This window comes from uncultured Ruegeria sp., assembly GCF_947497005.1.
In the GTDB taxonomy this organism is placed as follows: domain Bacteria; phylum Pseudomonadota; class Alphaproteobacteria; order Rhodobacterales; family Rhodobacteraceae; genus Ruegeria.
This window is the reverse complement of the sequence record NZ_CANMFF010000015.1, coordinates 57317-73438: the sequence shown is the minus strand read 5'-3', so window position 1 is coordinate 73438 and position 16122 is coordinate 57317. Positions and strand designations below refer to the sequence as shown.

General features: G+C 57.0%; 17 protein-coding genes. 9 read left to right on the top strand and 8 right to left on the bottom strand.

The genetic code is table 11. The annotated features are described in order from the left end of the window. Window positions 1-36 precede the first annotated feature (36 nt). Window positions 37-825, bottom strand: a complete 789-nt coding sequence (locus tag Q0816_RS19135) for an exodeoxyribonuclease III (RefSeq protein WP_298853645.1) — start codon at window positions 823-825, stop codon at window positions 37-39. Between the two features lie 171 nt (window positions 826-996). Here Q0816_RS19135 and Q0816_RS19130 point away from each other — a divergent pair, with 171 nt between their 5' ends. Further along, window positions 997-1392, top strand: a complete 396-nt coding sequence (locus Q0816_RS19130) for a hypothetical protein (protein WP_298853644.1) — start codon at window positions 997-999, stop codon at window positions 1390-1392. Window positions 1393-1672: 280 nt separating this feature from the next. Here the strand turns inward: Q0816_RS19130 and Q0816_RS19125 are convergent, their stop codons facing one another. Then, window positions 1673-2359: a response regulator transcription factor gene (locus Q0816_RS19125; protein ID WP_117872957.1), complete on the bottom strand. Its 687-nt coding sequence runs from the start codon at window positions 2357-2359 to the stop codon at window positions 1673-1675. A gap of 162 nt (window positions 2360-2521) precedes the next feature. Here Q0816_RS19125 and ribA point away from each other — a divergent pair, with 162 nt between their 5' ends. Next, on the top strand, window positions 2522-3613 hold the full coding sequence (ribA, locus tag Q0816_RS19120; RefSeq protein ID WP_298853643.1) for a GTP cyclohydrolase II: 1092 nt from the start codon (window positions 2522-2524) through the stop codon (window positions 3611-3613). Beyond that, window positions 3610-4110 carry a L,D-transpeptidase family protein gene (locus Q0816_RS19115; RefSeq protein WP_298853641.1) on the top strand — a complete coding sequence of 167 codons (501 nt, stop codon included), beginning with the start codon at window positions 3610-3612 and terminating at the stop codon, window positions 4108-4110. The genes ribA and Q0816_RS19115 overlap by 4 nt, the downstream gene beginning before the upstream one ends. On the opposite strand, the gene Q0816_RS19110 is transcribed toward Q0816_RS19115, so the two are convergent. Beyond that, a complete protein-coding gene (locus Q0816_RS19110; RefSeq protein ID WP_298853640.1) occupies window positions 4094-4753 on the bottom strand; it encodes a YggS family pyridoxal phosphate-dependent enzyme in 660 nt (219 codons plus the stop codon). The genes Q0816_RS19115 and Q0816_RS19110 overlap by 17 nt on opposite strands. A 101-nt stretch (window positions 4754-4854) precedes the next feature. Beyond that, on the bottom strand, window positions 4855-5925 hold the full coding sequence (locus Q0816_RS19105; RefSeq protein WP_298853639.1) for a porin: 1071 nt from the start codon (window positions 5923-5925) through the stop codon (window positions 4855-4857). Window positions 5926-6206: 281 nt separating this feature from the next. On the opposite strand from Q0816_RS19105, the gene Q0816_RS19100 reads away from it, so the two are divergent. The 4 genes from Q0816_RS19100 to holA all read left to right on the top strand — a co-directional run bounded on the left by Q0816_RS19100 (window position 6207) and on the right by holA (window position 10804). After that, entirely contained in the window at window positions 6207-6692 is a 486-nt protein-coding gene (locus Q0816_RS19100; RefSeq protein ID WP_298853637.1) for a DUF3576 domain-containing protein, read from the top strand. A 71-nt stretch (window positions 6693-6763) separates the two neighbouring features. After that, window positions 6764-9301: a leucine--tRNA ligase gene (gene leuS / locus Q0816_RS19095; RefSeq protein ID WP_298853635.1), complete on the top strand. Its 2538-nt coding sequence runs from the start codon at window positions 6764-6766 to the stop codon at window positions 9299-9301. Beyond that, on the top strand, window positions 9288-9779 hold the full coding sequence (lptE, locus tag Q0816_RS19090) for an LPS assembly lipoprotein LptE (protein WP_298853634.1): 492 nt from the start codon (window positions 9288-9290) through the stop codon (window positions 9777-9779). Before leuS ends, lptE begins: the two co-directional genes overlap by 14 nt. Then, window positions 9776-10804, top strand: coding sequence for a DNA polymerase III subunit delta (gene holA / locus Q0816_RS19085; RefSeq protein WP_298853633.1), 1029 nt, complete (start codon window positions 9776-9778; stop codon window positions 10802-10804). Before lptE ends, holA begins: the two co-directional genes overlap by 4 nt. Before the next feature lie 11 nt (window positions 10805-10815). On the opposite strand, the gene Q0816_RS19080 is transcribed toward holA, so the two are convergent. After that, window positions 10816-11991 (bottom strand): TIGR03862 family flavoprotein, encoded by a 1176-nt coding sequence (locus Q0816_RS19080; RefSeq protein WP_298853632.1) that lies wholly within the window; start codon window positions 11989-11991, stop codon window positions 10816-10818. Window positions 11992-12039: 48 nt separating this feature from the next. On the opposite strand from Q0816_RS19080, the gene Q0816_RS19075 reads away from it, so the two are divergent. Further along, window positions 12040-12336, top strand: a complete 297-nt coding sequence (locus Q0816_RS19075; RefSeq protein WP_298853630.1) for an HNH endonuclease — start codon at window positions 12040-12042, stop codon at window positions 12334-12336. Here the strand turns inward: Q0816_RS19075 and Q0816_RS19070 are convergent, their stop codons facing one another. Genes Q0816_RS19070 through Q0816_RS19060 form a run of 3 tightly spaced genes read right to left on the bottom strand, consistent with a single transcriptional unit; the run spans window position 12337 to window position 14419 of the window. Further along, complete coding sequence (locus Q0816_RS19070) at window positions 12337-13074, bottom strand: VOC family protein (protein WP_298853628.1); 738 nt, start codon at window positions 13072-13074, stop codon at window positions 12337-12339. It lies immediately after the preceding gene. After that, window positions 13071-13679, bottom strand: coding sequence for an enoyl-CoA hydratase/isomerase family protein (locus tag Q0816_RS19065; RefSeq protein WP_298853627.1), 609 nt, complete (start codon window positions 13677-13679; stop codon window positions 13071-13073). The genes Q0816_RS19070 and Q0816_RS19065 overlap by 4 nt, the downstream gene beginning before the upstream one ends. Next, the gene (locus Q0816_RS19060; RefSeq protein ID WP_298853626.1) at window positions 13676-14419 is read right to left on the bottom strand and encodes an SDR family oxidoreductase; all 744 of its coding nucleotides are present in this window, start codon (window positions 14417-14419) and stop codon (window positions 13676-13678) included. Before Q0816_RS19060 ends, Q0816_RS19065 begins: the two co-directional genes overlap by 4 nt. Window positions 14420-14559: 140 nt before the next feature. On the opposite strand from Q0816_RS19060, the gene Q0816_RS19055 reads away from it, so the two are divergent. Continuing rightward, a complete protein-coding gene (locus Q0816_RS19055) occupies window positions 14560-16074 on the top strand; it encodes a DUF2125 domain-containing protein (RefSeq protein WP_298853625.1) in 1515 nt (504 codons plus the stop codon). Window positions 16075-16122 lie beyond the last annotated feature (48 nt).

Here is a 16122-nt window from a genome sequence, read left to right as displayed (position 1 = left end):
ATTGCTTGCAGCAGAAACCAAGGGCAGAGTTTCAGTTCAGACGTCGAAGGTCGCAAAGACCGGGGCGTGATCGCTGGGCTTTTCCCACCCGCGCGCATCCCGCAGGACACGGCTGGAATGCCCCGCGTTCGAGATGTCGGGTGTGGCCCAGACATGATCCAGCCGCCGCCCCTTGTCTGCCGCATCCCAATCACGCGCCCGGTACGACCACCAGCTATAAAGCTGCCCTTCAGGAATATCCTGCCGGGTGATATCGACCCAGCCGCCTGCATCCTGCGTCTCGGCCAGATGCTCAACTTCGATTGGAGTGTGCGAAACGACCTTGAGCAGTTGTTTGTGCGACCAGACATCAACCTCGCGCGGGGCGATGTTGAGATCGCCAACGAGAATGGATTTTTCCGGCTTTTCCGCATGGAACCAATCGCGCATGTCGGTGAGGTAATCCAACTTCTGGCCAAATTTTTCATTCACTTCGCGGTCTGGCACATCGCCGCCCGCCGGAACATAGAAGTTGTGAATCGTGACACCATTTTCCAACCGCCCGGCAATGTGACGCGCATGGCCCAGATTCGCGAAATCCTTGTCACCGACTTCTTCCATCGGCAGACGCGACAGGATGGCAACGCCGTTGTAGCCCTTTTGCCCCCGTGCAACCATGTGGGTGTAGCCCAGTTCGGCAAACCCCTCGGTTGGAATCTTTTCCACTGGCGATTTGCATTCCTGCAGACACAGAATATCCGGCGCTTCTTCCTGCAGCAATTTCAGCACAATAGGTTCCCGAAGGCGAACCGAGTTGATGTTCCAGGTGGCTAGGGTGAAGGGCATGGAAGATTCCTCTGTCGCGGTTGGGCGGAGGTTAGCGTGGTGTGGGATGGGGTGCCATGGGAAAAGGTCAAAAAAGCTAGGTCAATGAATGACCGCTTTGCGGACTAAGCAGACATTGACCCTCGTGCACTCCCCTACTCCTCCTGACGCCACTTCTTACGATGTGAAACGATGTCTTTTTCTAGGGTTGTCCTTTTCTGCACCTCAGTTGCTTGCGGTAGCATTTCTCCTACATTCGCATCGGCCTTTGATTTGCCTGACGGAATTTCATTTGGAGCAACCTTCAGTGACGTAGAGGCGATTGCTCAATCACGAAATTGGGAATTGAAACAAACTTCGTTCAGTTCAAATGCGTGGTCAATTGATGAGCAAGGGGTAACATTTTATTTTTGCGACCAGAAGCTTACAACCGTCGACAAGTACTTGGACGGAAATCTGCGTACCTTTGTCGAAACTGTTTGGGGCCTACGGCTTATGTGGGGTGATCCTCAAACTGAAACTTTTGTGCTTGTTCCCGGCAGCCAATTGGAAGCTTATGGCGTGCAATCGGTCATCGAATCCGAGTAGGGTTTGAGTTTGACCATCCAGATTTATTCGAGAAACAACGCCGAAATCGTTTGGGCGCGAAAGACTGACGGCTCTGTTTGCAAATAGAATTGAAGTGGTTTGAGCCCGTCACTCTGGGCTCGAACCGGACGTTCTCAACTCAACACCACAAAAAAGGCCGGGCCATTCGGCCCGGCAGTCCAACAGGGAGGTGCATGTCATAACCCGGACATGCGCGGGTTGGGAGTAACCTAATTATGAGTACAGGGTATCACTTTGATCCAAGTCAATCCACACCCAGTTAAGACACCAGCCTATATCCACCAGATTCTGTGACCAAAAGGCGTGCATTTGACGGATCAGGCTCAATCTTCTGACGCAGGCGGTAGATGTGAGTTTCCAGCGTATGCGTGGTGACACCTGCATTATATCCCCAAACCTCATGCAGCAGCACATCTCGTGCTACAACTCCGTCGGTCGAGCGATACAGGAACTTGAGAATGTTGGTTTCCTTCTCGGTCAATCGGATTTTACGATCTTCTTCCGTGATCAGCATCTTCATCGCCGGTTTGAACGTATAGGGACCAAGAACAAAAACAGCATCTTCGGACTGTTCGTGCTGGCGCAACTGTGCACGGATACGAGCCAGCAACACCGGAAACTTAAAAGGTTTGGAGACGTAATCATTCGCACCGGCATCCAGGCCCAGAATTGTGTCAGCGTCGCTGTCATGACCGGTCAGCATCAGGATCGGGCTTTTGACGCCTTGTTTGCGCATCAGGCGGCACAACTCGCGCCCGTCTGTATCTGGCAGGCCCACGTCCAGAATGACCAGATCATAAATCGCCTCGCGCGCGCGCTCCATTGCGGACTGACCATCTGACGCTTCAAAAACGTCGAAGTCTTCGGTCATTACAAGTTGCTCGCTGAGCGCCTCGCGCAGATCCTCGTCATCGTCTACCAACAGGATTTTCTTGAGTTGAGCCATTTCCCAGTCCTCCAAACGCTTTTCCATCAATTGCGCGTCGAATAGGCAATCAACAAGATTTGCTGCAACGGTTTCACGCCTTCGTGTCAGAGTTAACAGAAATGTTTCACATTTCCTTTCGAAAGAGCTAGGAGAAGGGCTGAGCGTTATAGGGTAACATAGATGAGTCTCATTCCCGATATCACCGAACTTCTGGCCCGTGCCCGTGCCGATTTGCGCATGGGTGTTCCCGTGGCGCTGACGGATGACAGCGGCTTTGGCGTTCTGGCAATCTCGGCGGAAACGCTCAACCCGCAGCGCTTGGCTGATCTGAAAAAACTTGGGGCTCCGGTGGTCGCTATTACAGGGCGGCGGGCCGAAACGCTAAAGGCACGAGCCTATGACGGTGATCTCGCACGGATTTCTATCCCGGCGGATGCTGATATCAAGTGGGTTCAAGCGGTCGCCGACCCCTCTGACGATCTGAACGCGCCGATGAAAGGCCCGTTGATGACCGAGCGGCACGGCAACGCCAACCTGCATCGCATAGCTATTGCGCTTGCGAAATCCGCGCGCATTCTTCCTGCTGCGATCGTTGTACCGATCGAAGACGCGAAGGCATTTGCCGTGGCGCACGGCCTGACATGTATCGATCACACGCGCGCTGCACCTCATCTGGCGGACCGCAGCGCATTGCATGAGGTGGTCGCCGCACGACTGCCGATGGAAGTCTCCGAGGCTGGTCGGTTGCATGTTTTTCGCCCTGAAGATGGTGGGGAAGAGCATTATGCGGTCGAAATAGGCCGCCCGGATCGGGACAAGCCGGTTCTGGCTCGCTTGCACTCGGCCTGTTTTACAGGCGATCTGATGGGTAGCCTGAAATGTGATTGCGGCCCGCAATTGCGCGGTGCCCTCGCACAGATGGGAACCGAAGGAGCGGGCGTTCTTTTGTACCTGAACCAGGAAGGGCGCGGCATTGGTCTGGCCAACAAGATGCGGGCCTATTTCCTTCAGGATCAGGGCTTTGACACGGTCGAGGCGAACCACAGGCTGGGCTTTGAAGATGACGAGCGCGATTTCCGGCTTGGATCGGATATCCTGAAGTCTCTGGGGTTCAATTCGGTGCGCCTGCTGACCAACAACCCCGCCAAGATCGCGATGATGGAACGGACAGGGATTGCCGTGACCGAGCGCGTACCTTTGAAAGTGGGCGAAACCGCGCATAACCGAGGGTATCTGGCCACTAAAGCCGCTAAATCAGGGCATCTGCTGTGACGCCAGGCGATCTGGTGCTGACCCCGCGCGGCATTCGGTTTCTGGGCAAAACCTTCCCTTGTTCCATTGGCAAAGGCGGCTTGAGCAACGCGAAACGCGAAGGTGATGGTGCAACCCCCACTGGCTACCATCGAATCGTCGGAATGCTCTACCGGCCCGATCGGATTGTGCAGCCCAATTTCTGGGCCCTCCCAATTGGCCCGCAGGACTTGTGGTCGGATGACGTATCGGACAGCCACTACAATCATATGGTGCCTGCCCCCTATGCGTTCAGCCACGAGAGACTTCGCCGTTCGGATCCGCTTTATGATCTGGTCCTGTTAACCGACTGGAACTGGCCAAACGCCGTTCCCGGTCAGGGATCAGCAATTTTCGTGCACCAATGGCGCAGGCCCGGGTACCCGACCGAAGGCTGTGTTGCCTTTCGCCGGGATCATTTGCACTGGATCGCGGGGCGCATAACCCTTGGTACGCGCCTGATTATCCCTGAGGTTTAACCCGTTCACCAAAAATAGCCGAACCGACGCGAACATGAGTCGCACCCAGAGCGATGGCTTGTTCGAAATCGCCACTCATACCCATCGACAATCCCTCCAGCCCATTGCGCGCTGCAATCTTTGCCAGTAACGCGAAATGCAGCGTGGGTTCTTCTTCGACAGGCGGGATGCACATCAAGCCGCGTACGGGCAAATCCAACGCCTTGCACTCGGCAATGAAGCCGTCCGCGTCGGCGGGAAGAATCCCTGCCTTTTGGTCTTCTTCACCTGTGTTGACCTGAATGAACAAATCCGGGCAGATTCCCATCTCTTGCGCCAATCGGGCCAACGTTTGCGCCAGTTTGGGACGATCCACCGAATGGATCGCATCGCACAGTTCCATCGCCTGCCGGGCCTTGTTGGTTTGCAGCGGACCAATAAGGTGCAGATCGATTCCCTCAAACTGTTCTTTGAAAGCTGGCCATTTCCCTACCGCTTCCTGCACGCGGTTCTCACCGAAACATCTGTGGCCCTGCTCAAGCACCGTCTGAACCCGGTCGTTCGGCTGCACCTTGGACACGGCGATCAATTTCACGGAGCCCGCAGGGCGTTCCGATTTGGTTTCGGCTTTGGAGATACGTGCGGTGATGTCTTGCAACGACATGGGGCCCTCAATCTTTCTTTGGCGCAGAAAAACACCAAGTCGGCGCAAAAGAAAAGGGCGAGTCCGAAGACCCGCCCTTAAACCTTACGGTTCAGATCAGCTTAGAAGTTGAACTGAGCACCGAAGTCAGCAACGATGGAGTCGGTGCCAGCGTCGCTGTCGTTACGACCGATACCACCGCGCAGCGATGCACCGCCACCCAGGTCGTAGATTGCACCGAGCGCAATCTGCTGCAGGTCGGCATTCGCGTTACCGTCACCGTAGGTGAACAGCAGGGTAGTTGCAGCGCCCAGGTTATAGGCTGCCGACAGACCCCATGCAGTACCGTCAGTCGCAGCAACATTAGTTGAATCGTCTGCGACAAACACAGTACCCGAGAAGTCACCCCATTCGCCACCCAGGGTCAGAACGGTCAGGCTCGGATCGCTGACGCCAGCGACGCCCGAGTCGGTCTGACCATAAGCCAGAGCGGCAGTGATGTTGTTGAAGGTGTAGGTTGCGCTGATGTCCCAGCGGTCATTACCGCTAACAACTGTCAGAGGCGCAATGCTCAGAGTGTCCGGACCTTGGTCGTAGGACGCGCCAAACGAGAAGTCACCAACAGAGTACTGGAAGAATACGCCGTTCGAACCCGAACCGGTCGAAGAGTACGCCAGGAAGTTGTAGTTAACGCCCGAGTACTGACCTGCGAACAGTTCCAGACCTACTTCGTTGCCGTAGTAGTTTGCAAGGTTGTCAAACGAACCTGCAACGTTACCGGCGTCAACACGCAGACCACCGTAGATGACCGAGAAGCGTGCGCCGTTCAGACCAGCGGAGTTTGCTTCACCGGTGCTGCTGTCTTCGTCAGCTTGCAGACGAACACGACCTTCGAAACGAACGCCACTGTCGGTCTCGACGATGCCGTCGATGTTCAGGCGGAAGCGCGATACCAGAACCGCATCGCTTACGTCTGCACCATTCGCGGTGATCGAAGTCGACGAAGTCGCGGTCAGAACCTGACCGTTGACAGTAGTGGTGGTGATGGTGGTGGTGGCCGAAGCAACTACGCTGCCGGTACGATCTTCAACGTAGCCAATACCAAAACGGCCATAACCGCTGAAGTTAACTTCAGCTGCTGCAACGCCTGCGGTCGCAATCAGCGCCGTCGATGCGAAGAGAACTTTTTTCATCTTGTTTCCCTCGGTTTCAAAAATGTTATCTACTCGACACATGCCTCAGCATATGTCTCAGCACGGACACCGTTTCGCTCTTTTTGCCCCCTTTACGCAAGCTTGGCATAAACCCGATCCCGTCATTGAGGCCAGATTGGTGCAAGGATGCCACAGTTCTTTTTCGCCCGGATGCAGGTGACATACTTATAATTCAGAAGAATAGGCTTGTTGCAGCGGGGGTCCTTGGCTAGGAGTATCCCCTGAATACTGCACAACAAGTGATACAGGACCTGCTGACAATGCGCCTGCCGACGATTTTGGGATTAATCATGCTGACCACCACTATTGCGGCATGTGGGCAGAATCGAAGCACTTCGACAACTTATTCCGCCAACCCTGCCAGTGGTAATTCTGACGAGCGTGAGTTGAATGATCCCGAACGTTCAACGCTATGGGATATTTTCGACCGCAGCACCGCCGAGCAGACTACTAATGTGAATCGATATCTGTGGGCAGCTTCGCTGGACATACTGAACTTTCTGCCTGTTCAAGAGGTTGATCCGTTTACCGGCGTCATCGTAACGGGCTATGGCACTCCCCCCGGAGGAGGCCGGTCATACAGAGCCACCGTGCATATCAGTGACCCGGCGCTTGCAGCACGGTCTTTGTCTGTCGCCTTGCAATCCAATGGCGGTGCGCCAGTAAGCGCGGCAACGACACGCGCTGTCGAGGATGCGATTCTGTCGCGGGCCCGCCAATTGCGCATCGCGGACAACAAATTCTAGCAACCCGCCGAAAATCACAATATTACCACGCCGGGTTCCTACCCGGCGTTTTCATTACGAAGGACCGCACAATGTCGCGCTACTCGGCCAACGAAATCGAAGCAAAATGGCAGGAGGCCTGGGACAAGGCCGGGATCTTCACCGCCAAGCGCACGGCGGACAAGCCGAAATACTATGTGCTTGAGATGTTCCCCTACCCGTCTGGCCGAATCCATATGGGACATGTGCGCAACTATACTATGGGTGACGTGATCGCCCGGCATAAGCTTGCAACCGGCCACAACGTGCTGCACCCTATGGGCTGGGATGCGTTCGGGATGCCTGCGGAAAACGCTGCCATGGCCATTGGCGGCCATCCAAAGACATGGACTTATGGCAATATCGCCGACATGCGCGCGCAGATGAAGCCTTTGGGCCTGTCGATCGACTGGACGCGCGAATTCGCCACGTGTGATCCGGAATATTACGGCCAACAACAGGCGTTGTTTCTGGATATGCTTAAGAGCGGGCTGGTCTACCGCAAGAACGCCGTCGTAAACTGGGACCCGGTCGATATGACCGTTCTGGCCAATGAACAGGTGGAAAACGGGCGCGGCTGGCGTTCGGGTGCGTTAGTCGAACGGCGCGAACTGACGCAATGGTTCTTCAAAATCTCAGACTATTCCGAGGAGTTGCTTGAGGCGCTGGACACGCTGGAAAACTGGCCCGCCAAAGTGCGCCTGATGCAGGAGAACTGGATCGGCAAGTCCCGCGGCCTGCAATTCAGCTTTGACCGCACAGATGGCTGCGAGCCGATCACTGTCTACACGACTCGCCCCGATACGCTGCTGGGCGCATCCTTCGTGGGCATTTCGCCGGATCACCCGATTGCCAAACAACTTGAGGCCGAAAATCCTGAAGTTGCTGATTTTGTTGCTGAATGCCGCAAGGGCGGCACCACTGAAGAGGCCATCGAAACCGCCGAGAAGCTGGGCTATGACACCGGTATCAAGGTCAAACACCCGTTGGATCCGAACTGGGAACTGCCGGTCTGGATCGCCAACTTCATCCTGATGGACTACGGTACCGGAGCTATCTTTGCCTGCCCGGCACATGACCAGCGCGACCTCGATTTCTGCCGCAAATACGACCTCCCTGTGGTCGACACCTTCTTTGCGCTGGACGACAACACACCGGTCGATAAGGTCGCTTTTGTTCCACTCAAAACCGAGAAAGTCCGCTGGGTGAACCATTTCGCCGGCCTGACCGAGGCCACCGGCGACGAAGCTATTAACGCCACCGTCGATTTTGCCGAAAAAGCCGGCTGGGGTGAGGGTGTCACCAAATACCGCCTGCGCGATTGGGGTCTTAGCCGCCAACGCTATTGGGGGTGCCCGATTCCCGTTGTTCACTGCGAAAACTGCGGTGTGGTGCCCGAGAAAAAAGAGAACCTGCCGGTTCGCCTGCCTGACGATGTCACCTTCGACAAACCGGGCAATCCGCTGGATCGCCACCCAACCTGGCGCGACTGTGAATGCCCGTCCTGCGGAGCGCCCGCCAAGCGTGAAACCGACACGATGGATACGTTTGTCGATTCGTCGTGGTATTTCGCCCGTTTCACCGCGCCGCGCGCCGAAACACCGACCGATCTGGCCGAAGCCGAATACTGGATGAATGTCGACCAGTATATCGGCGGCGTCGAGCATGCGATTCTGCACCTGCTTTATTCGCGGTTCTTTGCCCGGGCGATGCAGGTCACTGGCCACCTGCCTAAAAAGGCTATCGAGCCGTTTGATGCGCTGTTCACCCAAGGCATGGTCACGCACGAAATCTATCAGACGCGCGACGCCAGCGGTCGCCCGGTCTATCACCTGCCCGAGGATGTCGCAGACGGCAAACTGGCCGACGGCACCGAGGTTGAAATCATCCCCTCGGCCAAGATGTCGAAATCCAAGAAAAACGTCGTTGATCCGGTCAGCATCATCTCAGCCTTCGGCGCCGACACCGCGCGCTGGTTCGTGCTGTCCGATTCGCCGCCCGAACGGGATGTGGAATGGACCGCCGCGGGTGCGGAAGCTGCATTTAAACACCTGAACCGGGTGTGGAATCTGTGTGACAAGATCGGCGCCATGGACACCGACGCCAAGGGTGAAGGTGATCAGGACCTGCTGCGCGAGATGCACAGGACCATCCGAGACGTGACTCTTGGGGTAGAGAGCTTTGGCTTCAACGCCGCCATCGCCAAGCTTTATGCGTTCACCAATACACTGGCCAAATCTAAGGCGGGTGCCACGGCCCAGAAGCAGGCAATCAAAACGCTGGCCCAGCTTATGTCACCCATGACACCGCATCTGGCCGAAGATATCTGGGCCCATCAGGGCGGTGAAGGTCTGGTTGCCACTGCACCATGGCCCGTCGCCGATGATGCGATGTTGGTCGACGACACTGTCACACTGCCGATTCAGATCAACGGCAAGCGCCGCGCGGAAATCAGCGTTCCAAAAGATATGAGCAAAGCCGAGGTTGAAAAAATCGCGCTAAGCACTGAAGCTGTGCAAAAGGCGTTGGATGGCAGCGCACCCAAGAAAGTGATCGTAGTTCCAGGCCGGATCGTGAATGTCGTTGTTTAATCGCAGAACACTGCTCTTGATGCCGCTGGCGCTGGCCGCCTGTGGCTTCGAGCCTGTCTATGCACCCGGCGGTTCGGGTTCGGCCTTGTACGGTCGGGTCGGGGTGTCAGACCCCAACACTGTGGACAGCTTCCTGTTGGTTCAAAACCTCGAACAACAGCTTGGCAGAAGCGCAGGATCGGTCAACGATTACAAACTGGATGTACAGGTGTCGACCGCGACACGAGCGGCTGCGATCACCACGACAAACGAGACCAACCGCTACACGATTGACGGGCGAGCTCAATACGCGTTGCGATCCAATGAAACCGGTCAAATCGTTGCCTCGGGCACCGTAACGGATTTTGTGTCTTACTCCGCAGCAGGTTCAACCGTTTCCACATTGGCGGACGAACGCGATGCCAAAGAACGGCTGATGATGATTCTGTCGAACCACATCGTGAACCGCCTTTACGCAACACCGGATCTGGCCACATGAAGCTGAGCCCGCGCGAGGCTGATGGGTATTTTGCCAAGCCGGACGCGGACAAGACCGGGCTGCTGATTTATGGCGCTGATGCGATGCGGGTTGCGCTGAAACGCCAGCAGGTTCTGGCAGCTTTGCTTGGTCCCGGAGCCGAAGAGGAAATGCGTCTGACCCGCATGCCGGGTGGCGATCTGCGTGGTGACCCTGCGCTGTTGCTGGATGCGATCAAGGCTGTTGGATTTTTCCCCGGCCCTCGCGCGGTATTTGTAGAAGAGGTCACGGAAACTGCTGCGCCTGCGATTCTGGTTGCACTGGAAGATTGGGCACTCGGAGACGCCCAGATCATTGTGACAGCAGGGCAGCTGAAACCCAGCTCGAAGATTCGCAAAGCATTTGAAGGACACCCTGCCGCTTATGCGGTGGGAATCTATGATGACCCGCCATCCCGTGCTGAAGTGGAACGGGTTCTGACCGAATCGGGTATAAAAAGCATTCCCAACGATGTCATGTCGGCGATCGGCGAACTGGCCGTCAGTATCAGCCCCGGCGATTTCGCCCAAACCATTGAGAAACTGTCGCTTTACAAACGTGGCGACAGTTCCGATTTAACCATCGAAGATATCGAAGCCTGCGCCCCGCGCTCGTCCGAGGCGGCGCTGGACGATGTGCTCAACGTCGTCGCAGAAGGCCGCGCAGGTGAGATCGGGCCACTGATCCGGAGGTTGCAGGCACAAGGTACCAATGGCGTGACACTGTGCATCGGCGCGACCCGGCATTTTCGGACGCTCTACGCCTGCGCTTCAGATCCCGGTGGCGCGGCGCAGGGAATTGGTAAACTGCGCCCGCCTGTTTACGGCAAACGGCGTGACCGCATCCTGCGGCAGGCACAAGGATGGGGCGCGCCCAGGCTGCAAACCGCACTTACCGTTCTGACCGATACCGACCTGTCACTGCGGTCCGCCGGGCAAACGGCCCCTGCCATGGCGCTGGTGGAACGCGCGATGATCCGTTTGGCGATGTTGGCGCGCTCGCGCTAAGCCCTGCGGGCCTATTCCAGCCAATCCGCTGCGGCCTGACCGGCCCATCGTCCGGTGGCAAGACAAGCGGTGAGCAAGTAGCCCCCGGTTGGTGCCTCCCAATCCAGCATTTCTCCGGCACAGAACACACCCGGTAGGACAGTCAGCATCAGCCCGTCATCCAGCGCCTTTCGTTTCACACCTCCTGCGGTCGAAATGGCTTCATCCATCGGGCGTAGACCCGCGTGAAGGATCGGCAGCCTCTTCAACATGTACACTTCGGCGGTTTGAAGCAGGCCGCCGCCTTTTGCCATTTCATGAAACAACGCGATTTTCTGGGGGGACAGGTTCAGCGACTTTCTCATCCATTGGGACAGCGTTGTTTTCGATCGTTTCGCCGCAAACCGTGCCAGCAAAGCCTGTTGATCCAGATCGGGCATCAGATCAACAAACAAAGGCCGCCCGGAGCGCAAGGCCGGTGTGAGCGAATAGAGCCCGCCACCCTCCAGACCGGTTGCTGAAATCGCAGCCTCTCCGCGGCTTTCCAAGTCACCCGCCATCCACCGGACCGATTTCAAAGCGGCCCCGAAATGAGGCTGCATATGAGCGCTCCAATCGACACAAAGGGCTGAGTTCGCAGGCTCAAATGGGGCCATAGCCACATCTTTTCCGGCCAGTATCTGCGCCCAATGACCGTCCGAGCCAAGACGGGCCCAACTCGCCCCTCCCAGCGCCAGCACGGTGACGTTCGCCGAAACGCTGTACTGCCCGTCCGGGGCGTCGAACGTCAGCGCGTCCCCTTCCCAGCCTGCCCAACGCCAGCGGGTTTTGACCTCGACCCCGGCTTCGTCCAACCGCGCCAGCCAGGCCCGCAACAAGGGTGAGGCCTTCATGACGTCGGGAAATACGCGCCCGGTCGAGCCGGTAAAGAGCGTCTGACCCAGCCCGCGCGCCCAGTGCTGCACCGCCTCGGCATCAAAGGCGGAAATCATCGGGCGCAGCCAGTCCGCATCCTCACCATAGGCGCGGATCAGTGTATTGAACGGTTCGTCCTTAGTTAGGTTCAGGCCCGATTTTCCCGCCATCAGAAACTTGCGCGCGACCGAAGGTTTGGCTTCGGCGACCAGCACGGAATGCCCGGCATTGGCCAGTTGCTCGGCGGCCATCAGCCCGGCGGGGCCTGCTCCGATTACCACTGCCTGAGCCATTCACACCCTCTTGCCTTTGCCGCTCATTGGCGCACATTTCCAATCATCATGACGAACAGCAATCCGATCTGCCCGCTTTGCGACCGCCCGATCCCCGATGGGGGCGGCAGCCTGCATCATCTGATCCCAAAACTCAAAGGAGGCAAGGGCGGACCCACGGTTCTTCTGCATCAGATCTGCCACAAAGAAATTCACGCCACCCTGACCGAGGCCGAACTGGCGCGCAGTTTTAACACGGTCGAGGCCCTGCGCGCGCATCCGAGGCTTGAGAAATTCCTGATCTGGGTGCGCAAACGCCCCCCTGGATTTCGCTCGAAAGTTCCGGGCAAACGGCGCGGGCGGTGATCAGCCCGGCAGGATCGAGTCGCCAAAAGCATCTGCCAGAGGTTCGGATAGGCCTTCAACCTCAATTCCCTGATAATCCGGTACGCGCGCGAGTTGCGCGCCTAGAACATGCTGGAATTCCAACGTCGTATAGGGGCGCTTCCAAAGCCATTCGCGGTTTTCAACCGCCCAAAGATCAGGGTTAGGAGGAGTTTCCTTGGTAAAGGCATAGAAATGCAGGTCAAAGCCGTAAGGGGCGACCTCCTGCATCGACAATAATGACATGCCTCGTGCGCGCCAGAACCTGTCTTCGGCGGTGATATCGCCGGTGCGAAGAGTAATCTGACCGATCCGGGCCTGTGCGAAAGGTGCTTTGGGATCAACCTCCTGCGACAGGCAGTTACCTTCGAAATGATGTTGCAGCAGCTCGATGACAAAGCCCTCGGGGTCGGCCAGATGACACATGTAACCGATGTCCAGGAACTGGTTCGGCGTGCTCACCGGAACGCCGCGCGCGCGCAGATGGGCCGCTGCAAGATCGACATCCGGCACGGTGAGTCCGATCTTCCAGTATCGCTGCCCTCGGTCATGGGTGTATCCGCCACCGCCCGGCAGCAGCAGAAGGTCTGCGTCTTCGCCTTCATAGCCCAAACGCCAATTGGAGCCGTCTTCCCGCACCGACATACCTAAAATGTCGCGATAGAACACGGTCTGTCGGTCCGGATCAGCAATCCGCAAACGCAACGCAGAGAGCCTCATGAACACAACCTTGCGATTCCTGCGGCGATCATCGGGTCGGCATTGATGCTGTCTGTCACAAGACCGCGTGCGGTTTGCATCAGGTAATCGGGCTCGACAATCCGGTCCACCAAGCCGAACTCATACGCCTCTTGTGCGGTGACTTTCTGACCTGCCATCAGAATCAACTTAGTTCTGGCCGGACCAACCAATGCCGCCAGCCGTTTGGGATCGGATGGTTGCGGTAGAAAACCCAGTTTCATTACCGGATAGAAAAACTTGGCCGATGGCACAGCAATGCGTAGATCGCAGGCCAGCGCCATACCGTTGGCACCGCCAGCCAGGGTGCCGTTCAGCGCGGCAACGGTCAGGCAGGGCAGCGCAGCAATGGCGCCAGACAGCCTTTCCCAGACATCCGACTTGGCGAGACCGGCGCGCGCCTCACCCAGATCAGCACCGGCGCTGAACACTTTGCCCGCGCCTGTCAGGATCAACGCTTTCGCCTCGGTTGCGGACTCAGCAATCTCGGCCAGTTCTGTCAGCATGGCCCCCGTCAAAGCGTTTGCTTTGTCAGGATTATTGACCGTGACAGTCCAGAGGCCGTCCTCCTTGGTCAGGTCGATCATATCAGCCCAGCCCGTTTGCGAATGTCCTCCAGCCGCAGCGAAATTTCTGTGCCCAGGAATTCATCCGCGTCATCGGAACACATCCACAGCAAGGCCCGTGCAGGCCAGTCTGCGGGGATGTGGGCATCCCAATCCAGTTGACTGACGGGATTGATACCGCTGGCCTTGATCGAGCGCTGCATATCCGTGGCCACCGTCCCCGGAGACAGACCCAAGGCGCGAATGCCGTTATGGGCCTCTTCCAGATGCAGACACTCCGTGAGCATTTTGGCCCCGGCTTTAGAGGCGCAATAGTGGCTCCAAGCCTCGACCGGGTTTGACGCAGCACCGGACGAGATGGTGAGAATACTCCCTCCACCAGCGGCCCGCATCACTGGCAACGCCGCGCGCATTCCGTAAAAGATGCCTTTGAGGTTGATGTCGATGGCCTTGCTCCACGCTTCGGTATCGGCATTCGAGAGATGAAAGATCGGATCGATCACACCTGCATTGCCGATTAGAACATCCAACCCACCAAACCGGTCAACACAGGTGGCCACAGCTTGTTCAACCTGCGCGAAATCGCTGACGTCACAGGTCAGCGCGATGGCCTGATCACCCAATGCAGCCGCCAGAGCATCAATCTGATCGTGGCTGCGGGCCACCAACGCGACATTGGCCCCGGCTGCGGCAAAAACGCGCCCCGCCTCAGCCCCAATTCCACGGCTGGCCCCGGTTATGAGAACCGTTTTTCCCTGCATTTGCCCCTCCTCACGCATTGCAAATTCTGTCGGCTACAGCCGTAACGCGGAAACGTGGAAAGGGTCCACCCCTTCCCCCCTTGACGATACCGGCTGCAAACCCGACCATGCGCCACAAATTGATCAAGAAGGGTTACCTTATGTCCGTTTTCCTTCGCCGCAGCTGCGGCGCTGCCTTGGCCTATGCCGTTGCCACACAAGGGGCGTTTGCTGAGCTTTCGGCCAATGATGTCTGGTCCGACTGGCAGAGCTATTTCACCTCAATGGGTTACACCATCATAGGTGACGAAACCACCGCGGGAGACGTCACCACGATTTCGAACATGACGCTTTCATTGGCGTTTCCCGAAGAAGACGGCCAATTTCAGATGGTCATGCCAGAGATGACGCTGACTGAAAATGGTGACGGAACCGTTACCATTGGAGTGCCGGAAAGCTTTCCCATGGACGTCACCGGTCAGGCCGAAGATGAAGAATTCGCCGCCACCGTCACGTATTCCCACAGCCAACTGAACATGGTCGTTTCGGGCACGTCCGAAGACATGACCTATGACTATACGGCCGACAAGCTGGGCGTGAAACTCGACTCGATTGAAGTTGATGGTGAGCCCCTGCCCAGTGAAGTCTTCGATATTAATTTTGAGGCAAATGATCTGTCCGGCAGCTCGCGGATGCAGATCGGCGAAAATCGCGATGTCAGCCAAACATTCAACGCAGCCGATTTGATCTATGACCTGAGCTTCCAGGATCCCGAAAGCGGTGAAAACGGGCTGATCAACGGTCAACTGGATCAGCTGGCATTTGAAGGACACAACGTGATTCCTCTGGATTTCGACCTTTCGAATCCGGAAGCCTTTTATGAGGCTGGCTTCGCGTTTGATGGCATCTTCACCTATGCCTCTGGCAGCACCGATCTGAGCGGGACCAGCGAGGGTCAGGCGTTCTCGATGAACAGCACGTCCGAAGGCGGGCGATTTGCAGCAAGCATCGACGCCGAGCGCATCGTCTATGATATCGATCAGAACAGCACCAATCTGGCGGTTACGACGGCGGGTTTGCCGTTTCCGATCGAGCTTTCGATGGCCAAGGCGGGCCTGAACTTCGAATTCCCGATTCAGCAATCGGACGAGGTTCAGCCCTTCGGCTTTGGCCTTAACCTGACCGATTTCACTATGTCGGATGTATTGTGGGGCATTTTCGACCCTGCGGGCGCATTGCCGCGTGATCCGGCAACGATTGCGCTGGACTCGACGGGGACCGCGAAAGTTCTGATGAACATCTTCGATCCTGAAATCGACGTCGAGTCTGACGAGGCGCCGGGAGAACTGCATTCTCTGAAAATCAACGAACTACTGGTCTCACTTGTCGGTGCCAAACTGACTGGGGACGGTGATTTCGCATTCGACAACTCGAACACCGAAGCCTTTGATGGCCTGCCCAGCCCAAGCGGCGTGGCCAACCTGCAGCTTGTTGGCGCCAACCAGTTGATCGACACACTGATCGGCATGGGTATCATTTCTGACAATGATGCACTGGGGGCTCGGATGATGATGGGCCTGATGGCCGTTCCGGGCGAAGAGCCCGACACTTTGAATTCAACGATCGAATTCACCGAAGACGGTCAGATCCTGGCGAATGGTCAGCGTATCAAATGACAATCGTCAGAAAGGGCCGCGAAACTTGTGGCCCTTTCTGTTTCCAAT